The organism is Bradyrhizobium sp. Rc3b, assembly GCF_900114915.1.
GTDB lineage: Bacteria > Pseudomonadota > Alphaproteobacteria > Rhizobiales > Xanthobacteraceae > Bradyrhizobium.
The window spans coordinates 114,350-134,714 of sequence record NZ_FOUS01000019.1; the positions used below are offsets into that span (position 1 = coordinate 114,350).

General features: G+C 58.1%; 18 protein-coding genes. 16 read left to right on the plus strand and 2 right to left on the minus strand.

The annotated features are described in order from the left end of the window. Window positions 1-2 precede the first annotated feature (2 nt). Genes BM190_RS34140 through BM190_RS34155 form a run of 4 tightly spaced genes read left to right on the plus strand, consistent with a single transcriptional unit; the run spans window position 3 to window position 5,129 of the window. Window positions 3-320, plus strand: a complete 318-nt coding sequence (locus tag BM190_RS34140; protein ID WP_018316124.1) for a hypothetical protein — start codon at window positions 3-5, stop codon at window positions 318-320. Further along, a complete protein-coding gene (locus BM190_RS34145; RefSeq protein ID WP_244550814.1) occupies window positions 298-2,511 on the plus strand; it encodes a peptidase domain-containing ABC transporter in 2,214 nt (737 codons plus the stop codon). The genes BM190_RS34140 and BM190_RS34145 overlap by 23 nt, the downstream gene beginning before the upstream one ends. After that, window positions 2,508-3,932, plus strand: coding sequence for an HlyD family type I secretion periplasmic adaptor subunit (locus tag BM190_RS34150; RefSeq protein ID WP_244550815.1), 1,425 nt, complete (start codon window positions 2,508-2,510; stop codon window positions 3,930-3,932). Before BM190_RS34145 ends, BM190_RS34150 begins: the two co-directional genes overlap by 4 nt. A gap of 18 nt (window positions 3,933-3,950) precedes the next feature. Beyond that, the gene (locus BM190_RS34155) at window positions 3,951-5,129 is read left to right on the plus strand and encodes a hypothetical protein (protein ID WP_244550816.1); all 1,179 of its coding nucleotides are present in this window, start codon (window positions 3,951-3,953) and stop codon (window positions 5,127-5,129) included. Window positions 5,130-5,144: 15 nt separating this feature from the next. On the opposite strand, the gene BM190_RS34160 is transcribed toward BM190_RS34155, so the two are convergent. Further along, complete coding sequence (locus BM190_RS34160) at window positions 5,145-6,032, minus strand: glycosyltransferase family 2 protein (RefSeq protein WP_092261939.1); 888 nt, start codon at window positions 6,030-6,032, stop codon at window positions 5,145-5,147. Window positions 6,033-6,225: 193 nt separating this feature from the next. On the opposite strand from BM190_RS34160, the gene BM190_RS34165 reads away from it, so the two are divergent. The 12 genes from BM190_RS34165 to BM190_RS34220 all read left to right on the plus strand — a co-directional run bounded on the left by BM190_RS34165 (window position 6,226) and on the right by BM190_RS34220 (window position 19,216). Next, window positions 6,226-7,020: a WecB/TagA/CpsF family glycosyltransferase gene (locus BM190_RS34165; RefSeq protein WP_092261940.1), complete on the plus strand. Its 795-nt coding sequence runs from the start codon at window positions 6,226-6,228 to the stop codon at window positions 7,018-7,020. Between the two features lie 3 nt (window positions 7,021-7,023). Continuing rightward, complete coding sequence (gene wecB, locus BM190_RS34170; protein WP_018316130.1) at window positions 7,024-8,148, plus strand: non-hydrolyzing UDP-N-acetylglucosamine 2-epimerase; 1,125 nt, start codon at window positions 7,024-7,026, stop codon at window positions 8,146-8,148. Continuing rightward, complete coding sequence (gene wecC, locus BM190_RS34175) at window positions 8,141-9,403, plus strand: UDP-N-acetyl-D-mannosamine dehydrogenase (RefSeq protein WP_092261941.1); 1,263 nt, start codon at window positions 8,141-8,143, stop codon at window positions 9,401-9,403. Before wecB ends, wecC begins: the two co-directional genes overlap by 8 nt. Before the next feature lie 38 nt (window positions 9,404-9,441). Continuing rightward, the gene (locus BM190_RS34180) at window positions 9,442-10,506 is read left to right on the plus strand and encodes a Gfo/Idh/MocA family protein (protein WP_092261966.1); all 1,065 of its coding nucleotides are present in this window, start codon (window positions 9,442-9,444) and stop codon (window positions 10,504-10,506) included. Window positions 10,507-10,558: 52 nt separating this feature from the next. Next, complete coding sequence (locus BM190_RS34185) at window positions 10,559-12,034, plus strand: oligosaccharide flippase family protein (protein WP_177237463.1); 1,476 nt, start codon at window positions 10,559-10,561, stop codon at window positions 12,032-12,034. Window positions 12,035-12,113: 79 nt separating this feature from the next. Further along, window positions 12,114-12,608 carry an acyltransferase gene (locus BM190_RS34190; RefSeq protein WP_092261943.1) on the plus strand — a complete coding sequence of 165 codons (495 nt, stop codon included), beginning with the start codon at window positions 12,114-12,116 and terminating at the stop codon, window positions 12,606-12,608. 122 nt (window positions 12,609-12,730) lie between these two features. Continuing rightward, window positions 12,731-13,909 (plus strand): DegT/DnrJ/EryC1/StrS family aminotransferase, encoded by a 1,179-nt coding sequence (locus BM190_RS34195; RefSeq protein ID WP_092261944.1) that lies wholly within the window; start codon window positions 12,731-12,733, stop codon window positions 13,907-13,909. After that, window positions 13,882-14,907, plus strand: coding sequence for an NAD-dependent epimerase/dehydratase family protein (locus tag BM190_RS34200; RefSeq protein ID WP_049814763.1), 1,026 nt, complete (start codon window positions 13,882-13,884; stop codon window positions 14,905-14,907). Before BM190_RS34195 ends, BM190_RS34200 begins: the two co-directional genes overlap by 28 nt. Continuing rightward, the gene (locus BM190_RS34205) at window positions 14,904-16,043 is read left to right on the plus strand and encodes a DegT/DnrJ/EryC1/StrS family aminotransferase (RefSeq protein WP_092261945.1); all 1,140 of its coding nucleotides are present in this window, start codon (window positions 14,904-14,906) and stop codon (window positions 16,041-16,043) included. The genes BM190_RS34200 and BM190_RS34205 overlap by 4 nt, the downstream gene beginning before the upstream one ends. A gap of 16 nt (window positions 16,044-16,059) precedes the next feature. Beyond that, window positions 16,060-17,505, plus strand: a complete 1,446-nt coding sequence (locus tag BM190_RS34210) for a class I SAM-dependent methyltransferase (RefSeq protein WP_092261946.1) — start codon at window positions 16,060-16,062, stop codon at window positions 17,503-17,505. Then, on the plus strand, window positions 17,502-18,233 hold the full coding sequence (locus BM190_RS34215) for a class I SAM-dependent methyltransferase (RefSeq protein WP_177237464.1): 732 nt from the start codon (window positions 17,502-17,504) through the stop codon (window positions 18,231-18,233). The genes BM190_RS34210 and BM190_RS34215 overlap by 4 nt, the downstream gene beginning before the upstream one ends. Then, window positions 18,230-19,216, plus strand: coding sequence for a glycosyltransferase family 2 protein (locus BM190_RS34220; protein WP_026201616.1), 987 nt, complete (start codon window positions 18,230-18,232; stop codon window positions 19,214-19,216). The genes BM190_RS34215 and BM190_RS34220 overlap by 4 nt, the downstream gene beginning before the upstream one ends. 107 nt (window positions 19,217-19,323) lie before the next feature. On the opposite strand, the gene BM190_RS34225 is transcribed toward BM190_RS34220, so the two are convergent. Next, complete coding sequence (locus BM190_RS34225) at window positions 19,324-20,226, minus strand: O-antigen ligase family protein (RefSeq protein ID WP_143109137.1); 903 nt, start codon at window positions 20,224-20,226, stop codon at window positions 19,324-19,326. Window positions 20,227-20,365 lie beyond the last annotated feature (139 nt).

A 20,365-nucleotide genomic window follows, 5' to 3' on the forward strand; every position in this document is an offset into this window, starting at 1 on the left:
AAATGCACGCCGAACTTTATACCGACGGAATTGAAGAAATCACCGTCAGTGGCACCATCGTCCGCGTCGATCTGGTCAGTCTTTCACCGACGGAGCGTGACGCAAACAATGTCCCCAAACGAGTGTTTTCTCAGCGGTTGATCTTTTCGGTCGAATCCTTCGCCAATTCGGTCGATGTGATGCAGAAGGCGCTTCAGGGCCTGGTTGACGCCGGCGTGGTCCGGCGGAATCCAGCCGAGTCGCACAATGGTGCCTCGGGGTCACGTGATGCGCTCGCGTCCAACACACGGCCTTTGAATGTCTCATCAAACTTCCGCTGAAATTGACGACGCTGGCGGCGTGAAGGACCAGGTTGCGGATGCCCCCGGATTGGCAACGCAAACGGCGTTGGAATGCCTGTCCAAGATTTGCCGTCATCATGGCATCGATCTGCCGGTCGAGCGCTTGAAGCACGCTTACGCCGTGGCCGGCCCGCTTTCGTTGAATCTCCTATTGCAGATGGCGAAGGATGCTGGCCTACGCGCGAGAGGCACGAAACTGGATTGGGGCGCGCTGATTCGTCTCGGCGAAGCCTATCCGGCGCTGGCTCGACTCACCAATGGCAACTGGATCGTGGTTCTTGATGCGGGGCGGGGAGCTGAGGGAGCGGAGGTCGTCAGCATCTTCGACCCGCTCGCGGACCGCAAGCACGAGGTCCTGGTTGTCGACCGGGACCGATTCTGTGCCCAATGGGCCGGCGACACGATCCTGATCAAGCGCGAGCAGTTTGCGCAGGATGGTCGGAGGAGTTTCGGCCTCCGGTGGTTCGTACCGGAGCTACTTCGTCAATGGCGACTCTTTAGGGACGTCGCGATTGCCGCGGTCCTGCTCTATGCGTTGGGCCTCATCATCCCGATCTTTTTCCAGCTCGTGATCGACAAGGTTCTGGTTCACGAGAGCTTCACCACGCTCTACGTACTCGCTTGCGGTGCGAGCGTAGCGCTCGTCTTTGATGCGATATTCGGCTTTTTGCGACGCTACTTGCTGCTTTATGCGACCAACAAGGTCGACATTCGAGTTGCCACGAAGACCTTCGGTCATCTCCTCGGGCTGCCGGTCACCTTCTTTGAACACATGGCAGCTGGGATCCTCGTCAAGCACATGCAACAAGCGGCGCGAATCCGTGAGTTTCTGACTGGGCGACTATTCTTAACGACCCTTGACGCGCTTTCGCTATTTGTCTTCCTGCCGGTACTTGCACTCTACAGCGTCAAGCTGACGCTCATGGTTCTGGCCTTCACTGCCGCGAGCGGCGCTGTTGTCGGCCTGCTCATGGGTCCTTTCCGGCGGCGTCTGTACGATCTCTACCAGGCGGAAGGTGCGCGGCAGGCTCTTCTCGTCGAAACAGTTCACGGTATGCGCACGGTGAAGTCGCTTGGGATGGAACCAGTGCAGAGCCGGATCTGGGATAGCCGCTGTGCGCAGTCCGTGGCCATGCGATTCGGCGTCGAGAAAATCTCCGCAGGTGCTCAGGCGCTCACCGGCTTTCTCGAGAAGATCATGACGCTTGGCATTATCGCTGTCGGCGCACTCGATGTCTTCGCCGGGGAAATGACAATCGGCGCGCTGGTCGCTTTCAACATGTTAGCCGGGAGGGTCTCCGGACCGCTGGTCCAGCTCGTGACAATGGTGCACGAGTACCAGGAAGTGGCTCTTGCCGTGAAAATGCTTGGCGAGGTGATGAATCAGAAGCCTGAGCGTGATGGGAGGAAAGATGGGCTTCGGCCCGACCTCGTCGGCAAAATCGAGTTCGAGGGTGTTTCCTTTCGCTACGGAGCTGAGGGAGCGCCGGCGCTTGATGACGTCTCCTTCACCATCGTGCCAGGTTCGATCTTCGGAATCGTGGGCCGCAGCGGCTCCGGCAAGACGACGCTCACAAGGCTGATTTCCGGCATGTATCCGGTGCAGCAGGGGCTGCTGCGCGTCGACGGATATGATTCGAGGGAGCTCGACCTAGCCCACCTGCGCCGAAACCTCGGAATCGTCTTGCAGGATAATTTCCTGTTTCGCGGGACGGTTCGCGACAATATTGCCTGCGCGAAACGCGATGCGACCTTTGCCGAGGTGGTCGCTGCGGCGCAGCTCGCAGGTGCGGACGAGTTCATCGAGCGGTTGCCCCGAGGCTTCGACACCATGCTTGAGGAAGATGCCTCCAACCTGTCCGGCGGACAGAAGCAGCGGCTCGCGATTGCGAGAGCTCTGATTGTCAATCCACGGATCTTGATTTTCGATGAGGCGACGAGTGCCCTCGACTCCGAAAGCGAAATGATCATCAGGCGCAATCTGCGCCGTTTGGCGGCTGGGCGTACCGTCATCATCGTCTCGCATCGGCTGTCGATGCTGACCGAAGCGAGCCAGATTCTGGTGATGGACCGCGGCCGTATCGTGGACGTGGATCGCCACGACCACCTCCTGTCGAAATGCACCATCTACAGGCTTTTGTGGAACCAACAGATGAAGCAGATCGCATGAAGGAGACAAGACAATCACGGGCGGATGCAAAGCCGGACGGTCTGGTTTCGGCCAGAACGATCGAGCGACGGCGAAGGTTCAGGCCAGGGTCGAGGCAAGCACCCGTAATCGCCGAATTCCAGTCCGATGCAACCGAAGTTGAGCAGCAAGCGCCTCCGCGGCTCGCGCGTCTCACCCTCTACGCCGTACTTGCACTGATTGCCTTTGCGGTCACCTGGGCATCCGTTTCGCAAGTGGAGATGATCGTCACGGCGCAGGGAAAAGTGACCACGACACGTCCCAACCTAGTCGTGCAGCCGTTAGAAACGTCGGTCATACGCGAGATCCACGTCAAGGCCGGTGACCGCGTGAACCGCGGCGACGTTCTGGCGACCCTCGATCCGACGTTCTCGCAAGCGGATTTCGATCAATTGCGCGGCAGAGTGGCCGGTTTCGATGCCTCGATCGATCGGCTGGGCGCCGAATTGAATGGAGCCGAGTACGCCGTCAAGGAGCTCGCGAACGCGGACCAGGTCCTGCAGGGCAAGTTGTTCTTGCAGAGGAAGGCCGCTTACGAAGCGCAGATCCAGAATTACGACGCGCAGATCGCTTCCGCTCAAGCCAATCTCAAGACAGCACAGAACGAAGAGGCGGTTCTCCTTCAGCGTCTCGACACGATGCGTTCAATTGAAGCCATGCGCACCACACTGATGGACAAGGAAGTCGGTTCGAGGCTGAACTTCCTATTGTCTCGCGATGCACGGCTCGAGGTTGAGAGCAATTTGGCGCGTGTTCGTGGCAGTATCGCCGACACGACGCATCGGCTCGACAAGGCCCGCGCCGATCAGAAGGTCTTCGCCGAGGAGTTTCGCCGTACCACCTATCAGGAATTGGTGGAGACGGTGCCGAAGCGTAACGGCGCAGCAGAGGAATTGAAGAAGGCCGAGCTTCGTCGACAGTTGATCGTCTTGCAGGCGCCGGCAGATGCCGTGGTGCTGGATATCGCGAACCGGACAGTCGGCTCGGTGGTTCGCGAAGCGGAAACGCTGTTTGTCCTGGTTCCGCGTGACGTGCCTCTTCAGGCGGAAGTCAACGTCGAGGGGCGGGATATCGGTCAGGTGGCGCTTGGACAAGCGGTTCGGATCAAGTTCGAAGCGTTTCCTTTTCAGAAGTATGGAACTGCGACGGGAGAAGTCCGCGTCATCAGTCAGGACACGTTCTCGCCGGATACGAAGGCCGAAGGTGCGCGCCGTGCGCCAGCTCCCTATTACCGCGTACTGGTCGATTTGTCGGACACGCACCTTCGGCTTCCTCCTGAGCGTATTCAACTGATTCCGGGGATGGCGGTGACGGCCGAACTGAAAGTCGGCAAGCGCACCGTGATTTCCTATTTCCTCTATCCATTGCTGCGCGGATTGGATGAAAGCATCCGGGAATATTGACCCGGCTAGGGATGGTAAATGACCATGATCATTAGTCCAAATTTTGGGGTGAAGCTCCTGGTGCCCACGGCTTCGAGTAAGCTCTCGCACAATTCACCGCTGGTGAACTATGCGCTCAATGGGCTGGAACGTTGTTGGTTACCTGAACATCGCCGGTGGTCGCACATTTTCCATCTCGATGGACGTCCTTCGCCAAACGAGTCGGTACCGAACAGCGACGTATTCTATACGCTCAATGTCTTACTCGGGATGTCGCGCGTCGCTGGAATTCCGAGTGGTCTTGATCTGCCCGAAATATTCAGCCGCAACGCTTCGCTACTCACGAGGCTTCCGGTGCGCAAGTACGCCTTCGGTATGGCGCTGTGGAGCGCCGCCGAGCTCGGCCTCGAAACGCCCGAGCGGGTGAAACGCGAGCTGACGGCCATTCTCGCCGATGAGTCCAGGTGGAAGAGCTTTCGTGCGCAGGATATTGGCATGCTGCTCACGGGAGTCGTGGCTCAGGCGAGGGCAGGCGAGAACGAGTGGTGGCGCTACGCCGGGCCGCTTTTTCGTTTCCTGAAGGAACGCTTCCACAGCGAATCGGGATTGTTCTTCGATGCACCGTTCGGGTTTCGCCGCCGCTTCTCGTCATTTGCGACGCAAACCTATCTCTCGATCGCCTGCTATCAATATGGCGAATTCGCCGGAGACGCGTCCGCGCTTGTCATGGCCGATACTTGCGTGCGCAATCTGATAGCGCTTCAAGGCCCACAAGGTGAATGGCCCTGGTTTTTCGACGCGATGAGCGGCCGCGTCCTTGATTTCTATGAGGTCTACTCGGTTCATCAGTATGGAATGGCCCCGGCACTGCTGGAATGGGCGGAGCGCTTTGGGCAGAGGGGATCGCGGGACGCCCTGGTCAAGGGATTCAACTGGGTACTTGGCCAGAACCAGCTGGACCGGGCCATGCTCGTGCCTGAACTGAGCCTGACCCTCCGCTCGCAGGTTCGCAAAGGCGAATTGACAACGAAGGCGCCGCGCGTATTGCGCGCAGTCAAGAACGCCTGGCTCGGAAAGGGAGAGCGACTGATCGACGGCACTGACGTAGAAGTTCGGCTTGAGTGCCGTAGCTACGAATTGGGCTGGATTCTGTGGTCATTCGGCCAGCGTACTGACTTGCCGGAGCTGACCAACAACTGTGCCTTCGGCGGCGCCTGAAGAATTGCCGGTGCACTAACGATTCCAAGCTACTGCTCGCCGCCCCCGTAGGTGCGAAAGCATCGTCATGGCGCGGTGCGCCCGGACGGCACATAACACCGCAATTGCTTTGAGGCGGACGCGGCTACCATGTAGACGGTCGCTGGTTAGCACAGTCACGGCGTTTGGCGCGAGAGATGCGAAGACGAGCAACGCTTGCGCGAGCCAGCGCAATTGCCAAACAGGTTTACCTTCCGCCATGTTGCGATAGTGCGCAATGTGTCGATCCCATTTGGCGTAGAGCTCCTGGAGAGAGCCTCGGGCCGGATGGAAGACGATCATTTCAGGGGTATACCGAAATCGAAGTCCGGCGCGCAGCGCACGTTCCCCCCATTCCATATCCTCGGCCACCTCAATGCCAGCGAAAGGGCCGACGCGATCGAAGTCGCGGCGAAACACCGCCATATTGCCGGTGCCGGAATAACCGTGGCGCTCGATATAGAGCTTGAAGCGATAAGCGAAGACGCTCTCATAAGCCGCAATGGCATCAAGCCTCGCATTCTCCGGCCGCCAAATACGAACGTCGCCCCCGAGGACTGTGCCAGCCGGCGACAAGCAAGACCATTTCATCACGTTGCTAAGCCAGTCCTGATGGGCCCTGCAATCGGCATCGATGAAGGCGAGGATCTCGCCTTTGGCAGCGGCGACGCCTGCATTTCGCGCAGGGCCGGGACCTGGTTGCCATTCGTGCTGGAGCCGTACGCCAGGATGACCGGCAACGACGTCCACTGGCGGCGTTGCCGAGCCGTTATCTACCACGATGACCTCGAACGAGCGCCGGTTCAGGGTCTGTGCGTCCAGGCTGCGTAAACAGGCTTCCAGTGCGTCAGGCTGGTTGAGGTGGGGAATAACGACCGAGATCATCGGTTAAATCCTTTATTTAATTCCCGTTAGATCTGCTGTCTCACTCGTAGCTGGGGCGCCCTCGTTTTTCCGCGCCGCATAGCAAATTCGAGGCGATTTAAAACTTGCAATTAAATGGCGTCCGCGTATTATCTCAATAATAATCTTAAATGCCAACTTAAATATGGTCGATCTTTCTGGGAGATAGGTTCCAATGCGTGCAGCATTCCTGGGGTACCCGATCGACCTGCTGACGATGGCGGAAACCGTCGAGCTGGCGCACAGAGCCATGCGCAGCCGCCAGCGGCTGCAACATGTGGCGCTGAACGTCGCCAAATTCGTCAATATGCAATCTGACCCCGTACTCGCGGCCGATGTTGCCAACAGCGATGTTGTCGGCATCGATGGCATGGGCATTCTTTGGGGCGCTCGAGCACTGGGGCTTCCAGCAACATCGCGGGTGGCGGGCGTAGATCTCCTTGCCGAGTTGCTCGCGGTATGTGCCCAGGAAGGCTTTAAGCCCTATTTCTTGGGAGCCACTTCCGCCGTTCTGGATCGGGCTTTGCAAGTTGCACGCGAGAGGCATCCCTCACTTGTCTTTGCGGGCTGGCACGACGGCTACTTCAAACGCGAGCAGGAGAATGAGGTCGTCCGGGACATCCAGTCCAGCGCGGCCGATTGTCTTTTCATCGGCATGCCGACGCCCAGGAAGGAGCGTTTCCTCGCCGCCCATCGCGATGATCTCGGCGTGCCCTTTATCATGGGGGTGGGTGGTGCATTCGATGTCCTGGCAGGTACCGTTCGGCGCGCGCCCGTACGGCTTCAGAAGCTGGGCCTCGAGTGGCTGTATCGCATCTATCAGGAGCCCGGGCGGATGTGGTGGCGATACGCCAAGACAAACGCCCTGTTTGCGGGCGTCCTGGCACAAGCTCTCATCAGGCAGGGGCTTCGACACCCCCTTGGTGCGCCCGGAGCCCTTCCGCCGGGTCCGAGCCGGATCGGAGGGTGAGGCGTGCGCAAGCATTTCTTCATTCTTCTGGGAACCCGGCCTGAAGCAATCAAGCTCTTTCCGGTCATCAACCGGCTGAAGGCTGAGCGGCGCAAGGACATCTCAGTAACGATCTGTGCGACTGCACAGCATCGAGAGCTGCTTGATCAAGTCCTCAAGTTGGCCAAAGTGGTCCCGGATTTCGATCTGAACGTCATGACGACAAATCAGACGCTGGATCACTTGACTTCTCGGTTGCTCGGGCAAATCGGCGACCTTCTCGAAAAGGTGAAGCCCACCAGGGTCATTGTTCAGGGCGACACGGCAACTGCCATGACTGGTGCATTGGCATCCTACTATCACCGTATACCGGTCTCACACGTCGAGGCCGGACTGCGCAGCGGCGACATCTTCGCACCGTGGCCCGAGGAGGTGAACCGCAAGATCGTCGGCTCGATCGCCGATCAACATTTTGCCCCAACAGAGCGCGCGGCCCGAGCCTTGCGTTCCGAGAACGTCTCCGGTGACCGCATTCACGTTACCGGAAACACGGTGGTGGACGCTCTCATCCTCGCGAAAGCCATGGTCGAATCCGATCCAGGACTCTCGTGCCGCTGGGACGGCATAAAAAAGCGCCACGGCAATCGCCGCATCATCCTGGTGACCTGCCATCGCAGGGAAAACTTCGGCGGCGGCGTCGTCAACATCGTGAACGCGTTGGAGACCATTCTGCAACGGGAGGACGTTGCCGTGGTTCTCCCGGTACATCCGAATCCGAATGTCCGGGACCTGTTTGCGTCTCGATTCTCGGATCATCCGCGGGTCGTTCTTATTTCCCCTCAGGAATATACGGATTTCGTGAGCCTGCTCTCGTTATCATATTTGGTCTTGACGGATTCGGGAGGTGTCCAGGAGGAGGCCCCCACTTTCGGCAAGCCAGTCCTGGTGATGCGAGAAACGACAGAGCGTCCCGAAGGAGTGGAAGCGGGAACCGCTCGCCTCGTCGGGGCGAACTACGAGCGAATCGTTGCGGAGACATTTCGTCTGCTCGACGATGACGAGACGTATGCTGCCATGGCTCGTTCGCATAACCCGTTTGGTGACGGGCACGCAAGCGACCGTATCGTGAAGGTTCTTCTCGATGCCTGAATTCCAAAAGATCAATGTCGTTGGACTTGGTTATATCGGGCTGCCGACCGCGGCGCTGATTGCGAGCCGAGGGATGCAGGTGCTCGGTATCGACACCAACGAACGAATTGTCGATACGGTGGCATCGGGCAAGATTCACATCGCCGAGCCCGATCTCGACGGACTTGTCTCCAAAGTCGTGTCGAGCGGTGCGCTCACAACGTCCAGCAAGCCGCAGCCAGCCGACGTTTTTATCATCGCAGTACCGACGCCGATCGACCGCGAAAGCCGCCCAGACCTGTCAAGTGTGAATGCCGCAGTCGACAATATCGTGGATATCCTTGCTCCAGGCAATCTCGTGATCCTCGAATCGACATCGCCGATCGGAACCACCGAGGCCATGGCGAAGCGGATTATTGAACGCAGGCCGGACCTGCATATAGGTGTCAACGGCAAGGAGGACGGAGCGATCTACGTAGCCTACTGTCCAGAGCGCGTGCTGCCGGGACGGATCCTGACCGAGCTTATCAACAACGACCGGTGCATTGGAGGAATTACGCCGACGTGCACGCGGCGTGCTCAGCGCTTCTACAAGATGTTCGTTCGCGGCGCTTGCGTCGGTACTACGGCGCGGGCAGCCGAGCTGGTCAAGCTGACGGAAAACGCCTTCCGAGATACCAACATAGCATTTGCGAACGAACTGTCGTTGATCTGCGAGAGGTTCGACATCAATGTCTGGGAGGTGATCGACATCGCCAACCGCCATCCTCGCGTAAACGTTTTGCGGCCGGGACCGGGAGTGGGTGGGCACTGTATTGCGGTCGATCCCTGGTTCATCATCGACTCGGCGCCGGATCTAGCGCGCGTGATGCGAACAAGCCGGGAAGTCAACAACGCCAAAACGCAGAAGATCATTGAGCGTACAGACGCGCTGATCGACGATCATCCTTATGCAAACATCGCCTGTTGTGGATTGACCTTCAAGGCCAATGTCGACGACTTGCGCGAGAGTCCGGCCATGGAGATAGCCACGCATCTAGCGGCAAAGTACGGAGAACGGATCAAGGTCGTTGAGCCGAACCTGCGCCGTCTCCCGCCTCAGTTGGCCGACTACCATGTCGCATTGGTCAATATAGAGGAAGCTCTGCGCAGTTGCGAAATCGCGATTCTACTCGTCGATCACGATGAGTTCAAAATGGTGCCGTTGTCAGAGCGACGGCATCTCGATGTCATCGATACGCGCGGCATATGGCAGGATATGCCAGCGCGGACGTAAGGCATAAGGCCGTAACCCCCGAATGGATCGAGGTTAGCATGCGAGATAGCCAGCTTGGAATCGGGGTCGTGGGATACGGCTATTGGGGTCCCAATCTCGTTCGAAATTTCTCAGCCAATCCTGCCGCCCGCGTTGTCAGCGTGAGCGACCTCGATCCGGGCAGGCTCGGGCTTATAGCGCAGCTTTACCCCGCGGTAGCAACGACCACGCACTATGACGATCTGCTGAAGGACGCCTCGATTGATGCAATTGCTATCGCTACCCCGGTACACACGCACTACGAACTGGCGATTGCGGCGTTGCGGGCTGGCAAGCACGTGTTGGTCGAGAAGCCCCTTGCGCCGAGCTCAGAGCAAGTGATGCGCCTGATCGACGAGGCGGATCGGCGCGGATTGACACTGATGGTCGATCACACCTTTCTCTACACGCCGGCCGTTCAGAAGATTCGTGAGCTTGTGCTGAAGAGAGAGCTGGGAGACGTATATTACTACGATAGCACACGCGCGAGCCTCGGGCTGTTTCAGAAAGACGTAAATGTGATCTGGGATTTGGCGGTGCACGACATCTCGATCATCCATCATATCCTCGATGAGGAGCCGGTCGCGGTTTCGGCGACGGGGTCGTGCCATGTTGTCGGTTCGCCCGAAAACATGGCTCACATCACATTGTTCTTCGCCAACGCGTGTGTGGCCCACGTCAGCGTTAACTGGCTCTCGCCTGTCAAGGTACGTCAGACGTTCATTGGCGGCAGCAAAAAGATGATCGTCTATGACGATCTCGAGCCGACTGAAAAGATCAAGGTCTATGACAAGGGAATTACGCTCGATAGGCCCCCCGAGAGTGCACATCAATTTCGAATCGGATATCGCGCCGGCGACATGTGGGCTCCGCATATCTCGCCTAGGGAGGCGCTGCAGACCGAGGTTGAGCATTTCATCGACTGCGCGCGCAACGGCGGGCAGCCGATTTCCAGCGGCATGTCTGGGCTGCGAGTAATCGAGGTGCTTGAGGCGGCTTCGCGATCGATCACGGAACAGGGCAAACCAGTCGCGATTCGGCAGTTGCCGTGCGTGATAGCGGAGCGGGCTCGGGCCACGGCTTAGTTGGCGGTTGGTCGTGGTTGTTCGCCAGCTAAGCCCGGCGTCGGGAGCCGCGATGAATTCAGTACAGCGTTCGGTCTTGTTCTCTGCGGTGGACCGCTATGCGGGTCTTGTGCTGTTTTTCGTCTCCACCGCGGTGCTTTCGCGCCTGCTGACGCCGAGCGAGTTTGGGGTTTATGCGGTTGTCAATGCGCTTACCGCCGTGATCGCGGCCGCTTTTCAGGAATTTGGAGGGGCAAATTACCTGATTCAGAAGCGTGAGCTGTCGCGCGGGACGATTAGAACGGCGTTCACCATCACCTGGGGGATCTCGCTGGCAATTGCGCTGATTCTTTTAGTCACGGCTGACGTTGTATCGCGGCTCTTTGCGCAAGACAGTCTAAGGCTGGGTATTGAGGTTTCTGCGCTGAATCTTCTCGTTATACCGGTCTCCGGAACGTTGATCGCCTTGTTCCGCCGTGACATGCAGTTCGGCACTCTTGCGATCTGCAATTTTGCGAGCAACGTGGCGGTTGCGCTGGTTTCGATCGGACTGGCAGTATTGAACTTCAGCTACATGGCTCCAATCTGGGGTGGTGTGGCTGGGAGCATCGTTCTCGCGGGCATGCTGCTGAGCTGGCATCGCGATTTCAGCGTGTTACGCCCTTCGCTGTCCGAATACCGAGACGTCATCGAATTCGGTCTCTATTCCAGCGGCGTCAGCGTCATCAATGTCTTCTACAACCTCGCGCCTCAGCTCTTTCTGGCGAAGATCCTCGATCTCACGGCTGTGGGTCTCTACAGCCGGGCAATCAACCTGACCCAGGTATTCGACAGGCTCGTCACGCAAGTCGTGAACCCGATTATCATGCCGGCCATTGTGACCAAACGTGCAGCTGGGGCAGATCTAAAAGGCGTGTATCTGGATGCGGTCCAACTGCTTTCCGCCGTGCAGTGGCCATTTCTCACGTCCGTGGCGATTATGGCAAAGCCGATCGTCCTGATCTGGCTTGGCGGAGCCTGGCTCGAAGTCGTGCCATTGGTGCGCATTCTTTGCATTGCAAATCTGGCGCTGTTCGCTGCGTGTCTGACCTATCCTGTGTTCCTGGCAGTTGGACGCGTGCGCGACGCGCTTGTCTCGTCCTTCATCTCGTTGCCACCCTCGCTGCTTGCCCTCCTATCTGCGTCCTTTTTTGGCGTGGAAGTAGTTGCAGCATGCGCGTTGCTGACATTGCCATTCCAGGCAGCGGTGGCGATTTACTACCTCAGTCCGCATCTGGCACTGCGGCCAAGCGAGTTTGGCCGGGCCCTGCTGAAGAGCGGTGCCGTCACGATGGGGACCGCTTCGGGCGTAGCCGTCTGTGCGGTGTTGATCGAGGCAGGAGCTCTTAATTTCGTCGCAGGCCTGATAACAGCATTGGTGGTCGCCACGTTCTGCTGGTGGTGCGCACTGACCCTGACGGGGCATCCTCTGCTGGGGCACCTTCGTCATGCTGCAGCGGGTCTTGCCGAGATGGCGCCCAGGCTGCTGCCCTCACGCCCGGTCCTGTAAAGGCTGGCGTGATTGGAGAGAGAGAGAGAGAGAGAGAGAGAGAGAGAGAGAGAGAGAGAGAGAGAGAGAGAGAGCTGACATGCCAATAAAGGACACCGCGCTTGGCCGCGACGTGCGCATCGTGCATCCGGATCTGGTCAACCTGTATGGTTGCGTCGTCGGTGACGAGAGCGGGATCGGTACCTTCGTCGAGATCCAGGCGGGGGCAGAGATAGGTGCGCGTTGCAAGATATCGTCGCACAGCTTCATTTGCGAGGGCGTCACGATCGAGGATGAGGTGTTCGTCGGTCATGGCGTGATGTTCACGAACGACAAGTATCCGAAGGCAACAACCGCGGACGGTCGTCCTCAGCAGGCTTCGGACTGGACGCTGCAGCGCACGCGGGTCGGTCGGGGGGCTTCGATCGGCTCGAATGCCACCATCCTGTGCGGTGTGACGATCGGAGAGGGCGCCTCCGTAGGTGCCGGTGCGGTGGTCACTAAGGATGTTCCGCCCGGCGCTATTGTCGCGGGAGTGCCCGCTCGGGTCCTGTCCGCAGCTGAAAATACGCTCCTGAGCGATCGTCGCTCGTAAGAACTGCTCCATAAACCATTTTGAAGCGCGATATATATGCGTCACAATTTAATGCTTGATTTAATATGATTATGAGAGTTAATATTTTATTATAATGTTTGGCCCAACCAAGGTCTTGAATCTTGATACCCTTCCTGGATCTGAAAGCCCAATATAGCCAGATCAAGCCGGAAATCGACGCCGCGGTGGCGAGGGTCATCGGGAGCGGGCACTTTGTGCTCGGGCCGGAGGTGACCGCCTTCGAGGGACGCTTTGCGGGTTATTGCCGGACTGCCCATTGCCGCGCGGTGAACACCGGCACTTCGGCGCTTCACCTTGCCTTGCTTACGGCGGGTGTCGGACCCGGTGACGAGGTCATCACCGTATCCATGACGTTCGTCGCGACGACCGCGGCCATTATCTACAGCGGTGCCAAGCCGGTGTTTGTCGACGTTGACCCTGTAACGTGGACGATGGATCCCGGCTTGATTGAAGCTGCGATAACACCACGAACCAAGGCGATCCTGCCGGTTCACCTCCACGGGTTGATGGCCGACATGGATCCGATAATGGCCATCGCGCGTCGTCACGGCCTGGTCGTCATCGAGGACGCCGCGCAGGCGCATGGCGCCGAATACCGGGGACGCCGAGCAGGCTCGATTGGCGATCTGGGATGCTTCAGCTTTTACCCTGGCAAGAATTTGGGGGCGTTCGGCGAGGGTGGAGCCGTCGTAACTGATAGGCCTGAATTCGCGCACCGCGTGTCACTGCTGCGAGATTGGGGGCAGGAGGCGAAGTACGACCACGCCATCCCCGGATATAACTATCGTATGGACGAAATTCAGAGTGCGATATTGAACGTCAAGCTGGACTACATTGAGAGCTGGACGGAAGCGCGCCGGTCGGCGGCTGAGCAATACAATGCACTGCTGTCTGAGCTCCCATTCGCGCGTCCCCAGCCGCCAGGGCACGCCCGTCACGTGTATCACGTCTATGCGGTCAGATTGGAGGAGCGCGATCACGCACTGTCGCTGTTGCGCGATGCCGGAATAGGCGCCGGGATTCACTATCCCGTTCCGGTGCATCTGCAAAGAGCCTACGCAGAACTCGGCTACCGTGCCGGTGATCTCCCCGTCACCGAGATGCTGGCGAACGACTTCCTCTCTCTTCCCATTTATCCGGAGCTGCAGCCGGAACAGGCGGCCGAAGTTGTCGCCACATTGAGGAACGCAGCGATGCTGCGGCCCAGTGAAGCGGTTGGCGCCCGAGCGGAGCATCCACAAAGCGTCATGACATGGTCCCACAACAGGAGAGCGTCTTGATTGATCTCAAGGGAAAGCGCGTTCTGGTCACCGGCGGCGCAGGTTTCATCGGGTCCCACATCGTTGATCTGCTCTGCGACGAGGGCTGCATTGAAATTGTTGCTCTCGACAACATGGTCAGAGGCCGACCGGAAAATCTTCGGCGCGCGCTCGGGCGCGGACCGGTGAGATTGGTTCACGGCGACATACGCGATCGCAAGCTGATGGAAGCATTGGTCAAGGCGGCCGATATCGTCTTCCACCAGGCCGCCCTCCGCATCACTCATTGTGCGGCCGAACCACGCCTCGCCAAGGAGGTTATGGTGGACGCCACCTACGACCTGCTGGAGCTGTGCATCAAGCACGATATTGAGAAGATCATCGCGGCGTCTTCGGCATCGGTATATGGCATGGCCGAGGAATTTCCGACAACAGAGCGGCAGAATCCGTACAACAACCGAACTCTCTATGGAGCCGCCAAGGCGTTTAACGAAGGCCTTCTGCGGGCCTTCAACGATGTATGCGGCCTCGACTATGTGGCATTCCGGTATTTCAACGTCTACGGCAGCCGGATGGACATCCACGGACGGTACACCGAGGTCTTGATCCGCTGGATGGAGCGGCTGGAGGCCGGATTGCCTCCCGTCATCTTTGGTGACGGCCATCAGACCATGGATTTCGTTCACGTCCGCGACATCGCGCGCGCCAACATCCTCGCGGCCAGGTCAAAGATCACCGATGAGGTCTTTAACGTCGGAAGCGGCACCGAAACCAGCCTGACGGAGCTGGCTACGGCGCTTGCGTCCGTGATGGGACGCCGTGGTCTGACGCCTGAATTCGCGCCGGAGCGTTCGGTCAATCCGGTGCCGCGCCGACTGGCATCGACGGGCAAGGCAGAGCGTTTGCTGGGTTTCCGCACCACGGTTTCGCTTGAGCAGGGGCTCGCAGATCTCGTGAAATGGTGGCGATCGGAACGCGATCTCGCTTCGGACCGCCGGCGGCAGGCCGCGGCATCATGATCCCGATCGCGACGCCGTTGCTTGCGGACGAAGAGGCTGATGCTGCGCGCGTGGCCGTGCTGTCGGGCTGGGTGTCGCAAGGTCCGCAGGTGGCCGCGTTCGAGCGCGAGTTCGCTTCACTTGTCGGCGCTCCGCACGCCTGCGCTGTCGCGAATTGCACGGCCGCCTTGCAGCTCGCCTTAGCGGCGTTGGACATCGGCGCCGGCGACGAGGTGATCACGGTCAGCCATTCCTTCATCGCGACCGCCAACGTCATCCGATGCCAAGGCGCCACTCCGGTTTTCATCGATATTGATCCGGAGACATACAACTTGGATTGCGACCGGCTGACTGACGCCATCACCGAGCGCACGCGTGCGATCATCGCGGTTCATCAGATGGGTATGCCCTGTGATATGGCCGCGCTCATGGCGGTGGCGGGGCGCCACGGGATCACGGTAATCGAGGATGCAGCCTGTGCCGCCGGATCGCAGATCCGGGTGAACGGACAATGGGAAGCGATCGGCAGGCCGCATGGACACATTGCCTGCTTTTCCTTTCATCCGCGGAAGGTGATCACGACAGGTGAGGGTGGAATGCTCACCACCGCGGACGCCGAGCTTGATCGCAAGTTCAGGCTGCTACGCCAGCATGGTATGAGCGTTCCGGATATCGTGCGTCACGGATCACAGCGTGTCATCTTCGAGGAGTACGTCCTCGTCGGCTACAATTATCGAATGACGGATATGCAGGCTGCGATCGGTCGCAAACAGCTCGAGCGGCTGGTAGAATTGGTGACGCGGCGCCGCGCGGTGGCCGCCAAATATGCCGAGCTACTCGGCAATTTGGAAGGGTTGCGACTGCCTACGGAACCGATTTGGGCGAGGTCGAACTGGCAGAGCTATTGCGTGCGTCTCCCCGACCGCCTCGACCAACGCACCGTCATGCAAAACCTCCTCGACAAGGGAATCGCGAGCCGCCGCGGGATCATGTGCTCGCACCGTGAGCCGCCTTACGCCGAGTCGAAGCAACGGCACGATCTTCGTCAATCCGAACTTGCGCAGGACAGGTCGATCCTGCTGCCCCTTTACGCTCAGATGACGGACGTGGACCTGTTGAGTGTTGTTGAGGCGCTGAAGGCCGAGATAGCCCAATGATGAGTGCGGCGCATCTATGAGAATCCTGGTCGCAATAGCCAGCTACGGCCATGCAAATGACCTGTACCTGGATCGGGTGATCAATGAATACCGATCCATGCAGTTCGATGTCGACGTGGTAGTTCTCTCAAATATCGAAAAGGCCGTTCCGCCCGCTGTCGAGTGTCTAGTTGGGCTCCCAACCAAAGACCCCTGGTCTCTTCCGTTTTTGCACAAGAAGCTGTTTCTGGACCGGCTCAATCTGTACGATCTGTTCATCTACTCGGAAGATGACATTCTAATAACCGAAGAGAATATCAGCGCCTTTCTGGACGTTGGCTCTGCCCTGAAGGAAGACGAGATCGTCGGATTCTTGCGGGTTGAATATGGTCCGGATGGGGAGCGCAACTTTCCGGAGGTGCATGGTCATTTCCGCTGGGATTGTGAATCGGTCAGAGTAAGGGGGGGCTATACTCTCGCCCATTTCACGAACGAACATTCAGCCTGCTACATATTAACCCGGCAACAGTTGACGAAAGCAATTGCTTCAGGCGGTTTCCTGGTCGCACCGCACGAGGGAGAATACGATCTTCTTTGCAGCGCTGCCACCGACCCGTATACCCAATGTGGTTTCAGAAAACTTATTCCCATATCGCATATAGACCAATTCTGGGTGCATCATTTGCCGAACAAGTATATCGGCCATTTTGGTGTCGACCAACGCGAACTAGGCTCTCAAATATCGGCGTTGTTGCTGATCGCCTCTCAGGAGAAAAGATGTCGCCCCCTGCTGAATACCGAGACCAGCTTGTGGCACAAGATGTATTCGAAGGATTGCTATGAACCGATCAGAAGCGAGGTCTTGAGCCTGATCCCCAAGAGCGCCGAACGCATCCTGTCGATCGGGTCAGCGTCCGGCGCTAATGAGCTCTGGTTGCTCGAGACCGGAAAACAGGTGGTAGCGGTACCACTTGATGATGTCATAAGCAACAAATCAGCCGCGCGAGGGCTCCAGGTGGTGTCGGGAGATCTCGATGCCGCTCGTGCAAAGATTTCCTCAATGAGATTTGACTGCATCTTGTTTCTTAACGTTTTGCAGTTCGTACATCGTCCGGAGCATTTACTGAGACTGTTTGTCGATGCTCTCTTGCCCGGAGGAGTAGTCCTCATTACGGCACCGAACAGGCCATATGTCCGTTATCGGTGGCAGCGCAAAGGCGGACCGCGCCATAGTCGGCTTAGCTTCGAAACGACGAGAATTCACAACACATCGAGCTCAGTAATTCGACGTTGGTGTGTCGAATCGGGGCTCTCGATGGAGAGGACATCGAAAGTCGATTCACCTCGAGCCAACGGATCCAAACAAAATCGTTTGTCCGCCCTTTTTGCATCGGAGGTCGTCGCGCTGGCAAAGAGAATGCCTGATCCGAATGAACGCAGGGGTTCGAAGAGAGGCGTGGGAAACGCGTGCGGGCCGCTATGACAGAAAGAAAAGACGCACGCGCCTGTAACTCGGAACGTACCGAATATTACAGGCATTCACGCGAGGAAATTAGGTCGCTCTTGCCAAATGGAGCATCGAGGATCTTGGAGGTAGGGCCGGGCGGCGGCTACACGCTGCGTTGGCTGAGATCAATCTACCCAAACGTCAAGACTGTGGGGGTCGAGGTCAACGGCGAGCTGAAGGAAGAGTTGGAGGAAAACGCGGATACAGTCGTCATCGGCAATATCGATGATTGTGCTTCCGACCTCGGCCAGTTCGACCTCGTCTTACTGCTTGATGTCCTGGAGCACCTGCCGGATCCCGGGAGGACGCTTCGATCGATCAGCGGGCTTCTAACGGAAGGCGGCCGCATTATCGTTTCGGTGCCGAACGTTGCGCATTTGAGTGTAGCGCTGCCGCTGCTCTTCCGGCGAAAATTTACATATCGGGATTCCGGGATTCTTGACCGGACGCATTTAAGGTTCTTTGTCGAGGGAACGGCCGTCGAACTTCTGAATGATGCTGATTTGATTGTCACAGATGGTTTGGTTGCCGGCATCGAAGGAACAAAATCGAGGCTGATCGACTGTCTCTCGCTCGGGGTCCTTCGTCACCACCTCGTCAAGCAATATATCATGGCCGGACAACGACGCGGCGATGCTCCGGCACAATCGAAAATCGGTTGGAGGAGAGCGGGCAGCGTGCGCGTAACGGAGGGACGCCGGTGAGCTCGACAGATGTAGTCATCCCTTGTTATCGATATGGGCATTTTCTAAGGGATTGTGTCCAAACCGTCCTGACCCAATCCGGTGTGACGTTGCGCGTGCTGATTATCGACGACGCGTCGCCGGACGACACGGCCGAAGTTGCGCAGGAGTTGGCTCGCGCGGACTCACGGGTTACCGTTCTCAAACACGCATCTAATCGGGGTCACATCGCAACGTTCAACGAAGGGATCGCCTGGGCGGCGGCCGACTACCTGGTGCTGCTTTCTGCGGATGACTATCTGTTGCCTGGTTCGCTTGCGAGGTCAGCCCGCATGATGGATGATCACCCTTCTGTCGGTCTCGTTTTCGGTCGAGCGATTGTACAAGAGGATGATCGAAGGGAAGTCGTAGCTGCTCCCGCAGGTCTGGGGCAGGGAACACGGATACTATCTGGAACTGAGTTCATTCATCTCAGCCGGGCCAAGAACATCGTGATCGCGCCTACTGTAGTGGTTCGGACGAGCTTACAAAAAAAGCTGGGCGGATATTCAGCGCAACTGACGCACAGTGGGGACATGGGCATGTGGTTGCGATTTGCCGCGCACGCCGAGGTCGGATTCATTGACCGGGCTCAGGCTGTTTATCGACGGCATACGGCCAATATGTCAACGACGTACTCGCCGGAGCAGGATCTCGCGCAACGAAAGGAGGCATTTGAAGTCTTCCTTAGCAGTTGCGCTCCGGTGCTTGCAAACGTCGACGATCTTCGGACCTGGTTCGTCAACGAACTGGCGCTGGACGCGGTCAGAAGTGCGAGCCGTGCCTTCAACGAAGGAGCAATGGGACTTTCCGATCGGCTTTGTGAGGCTGCATTGAAAATCGACCCAAAGGTCGAAGGAACGCCGCCTTGGTTGGCTCTGGCTTGCAAACGGCGTTTGGGCCGTCGTGCGTGGCAGCTTCTACAGCCGGCCGCCGATCGAGTACGACAGATGCTCGCGCGATAGTTGGTAAAGCCTGCCTGGCCTTGTGCTGCACGGACGCGCCCCGGGGCGCAGTTTTCTCCCATTTGACGGAATCTTGTGAGCATGGTCGCGCTCCAATTCAGGCACGCTTATCGTCGCGCGTGAACTAGGGAAATGTCAGCGGCCATCAACGGCATCGGCTCGTCGGCGGGCATTCGGTATTCGGTCATAGATGCCTCGCGAAGAGACGCGCGAAGCCCTAGACAAAGAGCCCAGAATATCCAAAGAAAGTGCCAGTAATGAACTGTCAGGCCGGTGAGCATCGTCAGTACAAGCGCTGTCGTAAATCCCCAATGTGGCGGGTCGTTAGTGACCTTGCTGGCGTTTCGCCTGGCCGGCAGAATAGCTGCAATGTTGGTGAGGGCCACTAGCACAATCATGGGAATGCCGAAGCGTATCGCCAGCTGCAGCCAGACGCAATCGACGGTGTAGTCCAATATTTCGTTGTTCAATGGGTTAAAAGCGAATCCGGTCCATGGCTCCTGGCCAATTTTCAGTAGGGCCAGATCCCAGATCATCAACCTGAAGTATCCTGACACTGGATCGAGTGTCAGATGGGTGATGATCCAGCCGATCGGATGATTGGCAATGATGAAGATAGCCAGCATGCCTCCCGCAACGGCCAGCCAGAACACGCTCCAACGAGATGAATAATTCTTCATAAGGCATTCGTATGCAAAGGCCACTATGGCAATGATGAACGACAGCAAAGGTGCAGAGGACATTGATAGTATGCATCCGAGAAGGCACACGCCCACCCACCATGTTCGCTTTGCAAAGGTCTGTTCGTAAGACATCAACATTGCGCCGGACAGAGTGCAAAACGTGCCGAACAGGATGGGGTGGTCAAATGTCGATGCGGTCCTCAGCAAGTCCGCGCGAAAATCAGCCTGCAGCAGGGGGGCGCTCTGGAAAATGCCGGCCAGAGTCGTGTGCACCACGAGTCTTCCGGTGACGCTGTCTGCGAGTGCCAGGAACACGACGATGATCACGAATGTCTTCAGCACCTGAATGAAAGTGGAAACGGCGGCTCCGAAAAGCAGCCCTCGAGCCACAAAGTACCCTCCGACGTACTCCAGGCATACTGCCGACGCGGATGATAGGCTGCCGTCTCCTCCGACATAAGCCGCC

What these genes read in the sequence shown, in the direction of transcription:
- BM190_RS34140 (WP_018316124.1), top strand. Translation starts at nt 3, where the DNA reads ATGCACGCCGAACTTTATACCGACGGAATTGAAGAAATCACCGTCAGT.
- BM190_RS34145 (WP_244550814.1), top strand. Translation starts at nt 298, where the DNA reads ATGTCTCATCAAACTTCCGCTGAAATTGACGACGCTGGCGGCGTGAAG.
- BM190_RS34150 (WP_244550815.1), top strand. Translation starts at nt 2,508, where the DNA reads ATGAAGGAGACAAGACAATCACGGGCGGATGCAAAGCCGGACGGTCTG.
- BM190_RS34155 (WP_244550816.1), top strand. Translation starts at nt 3,951, where the DNA reads ATGACCATGATCATTAGTCCAAATTTTGGGGTGAAGCTCCTGGTGCCC.
- BM190_RS34160 (WP_092261939.1), bottom strand. Translation starts at nt 6,032, where the DNA reads ATGATCTCGGTCGTTATTCCCCACCTCAACCAGCCTGACGCACTGGAA.
- BM190_RS34165 (WP_092261940.1), top strand. Translation starts at nt 6,226, where the DNA reads ATGCGTGCAGCATTCCTGGGGTACCCGATCGACCTGCTGACGATGGCG.
- wecC (WP_092261941.1), top strand. Translation starts at nt 8,141, where the DNA reads ATGCCTGAATTCCAAAAGATCAATGTCGTTGGACTTGGTTATATCGGG.
- BM190_RS34180 (WP_092261966.1), top strand. Translation starts at nt 9,442, where the DNA reads ATGCGAGATAGCCAGCTTGGAATCGGGGTCGTGGGATACGGCTATTGG.
- BM190_RS34185 (WP_177237463.1), top strand. Translation starts at nt 10,559, where the DNA reads ATGAATTCAGTACAGCGTTCGGTCTTGTTCTCTGCGGTGGACCGCTAT.
- BM190_RS34190 (WP_092261943.1), top strand. Translation starts at nt 12,114, where the DNA reads ATGCCAATAAAGGACACCGCGCTTGGCCGCGACGTGCGCATCGTGCAT.
- BM190_RS34200 (WP_049814763.1), top strand. Translation starts at nt 13,882, where the DNA reads ATGGTCCCACAACAGGAGAGCGTCTTGATTGATCTCAAGGGAAAGCGC.
- BM190_RS34205 (WP_092261945.1), top strand. Translation starts at nt 14,904, where the DNA reads ATGATCCCGATCGCGACGCCGTTGCTTGCGGACGAAGAGGCTGATGCT.
- BM190_RS34210 (WP_092261946.1), top strand. Translation starts at nt 16,060, where the DNA reads ATGAGAATCCTGGTCGCAATAGCCAGCTACGGCCATGCAAATGACCTG.
- BM190_RS34215 (WP_177237464.1), top strand. Translation starts at nt 17,502, where the DNA reads ATGACAGAAAGAAAAGACGCACGCGCCTGTAACTCGGAACGTACCGAA.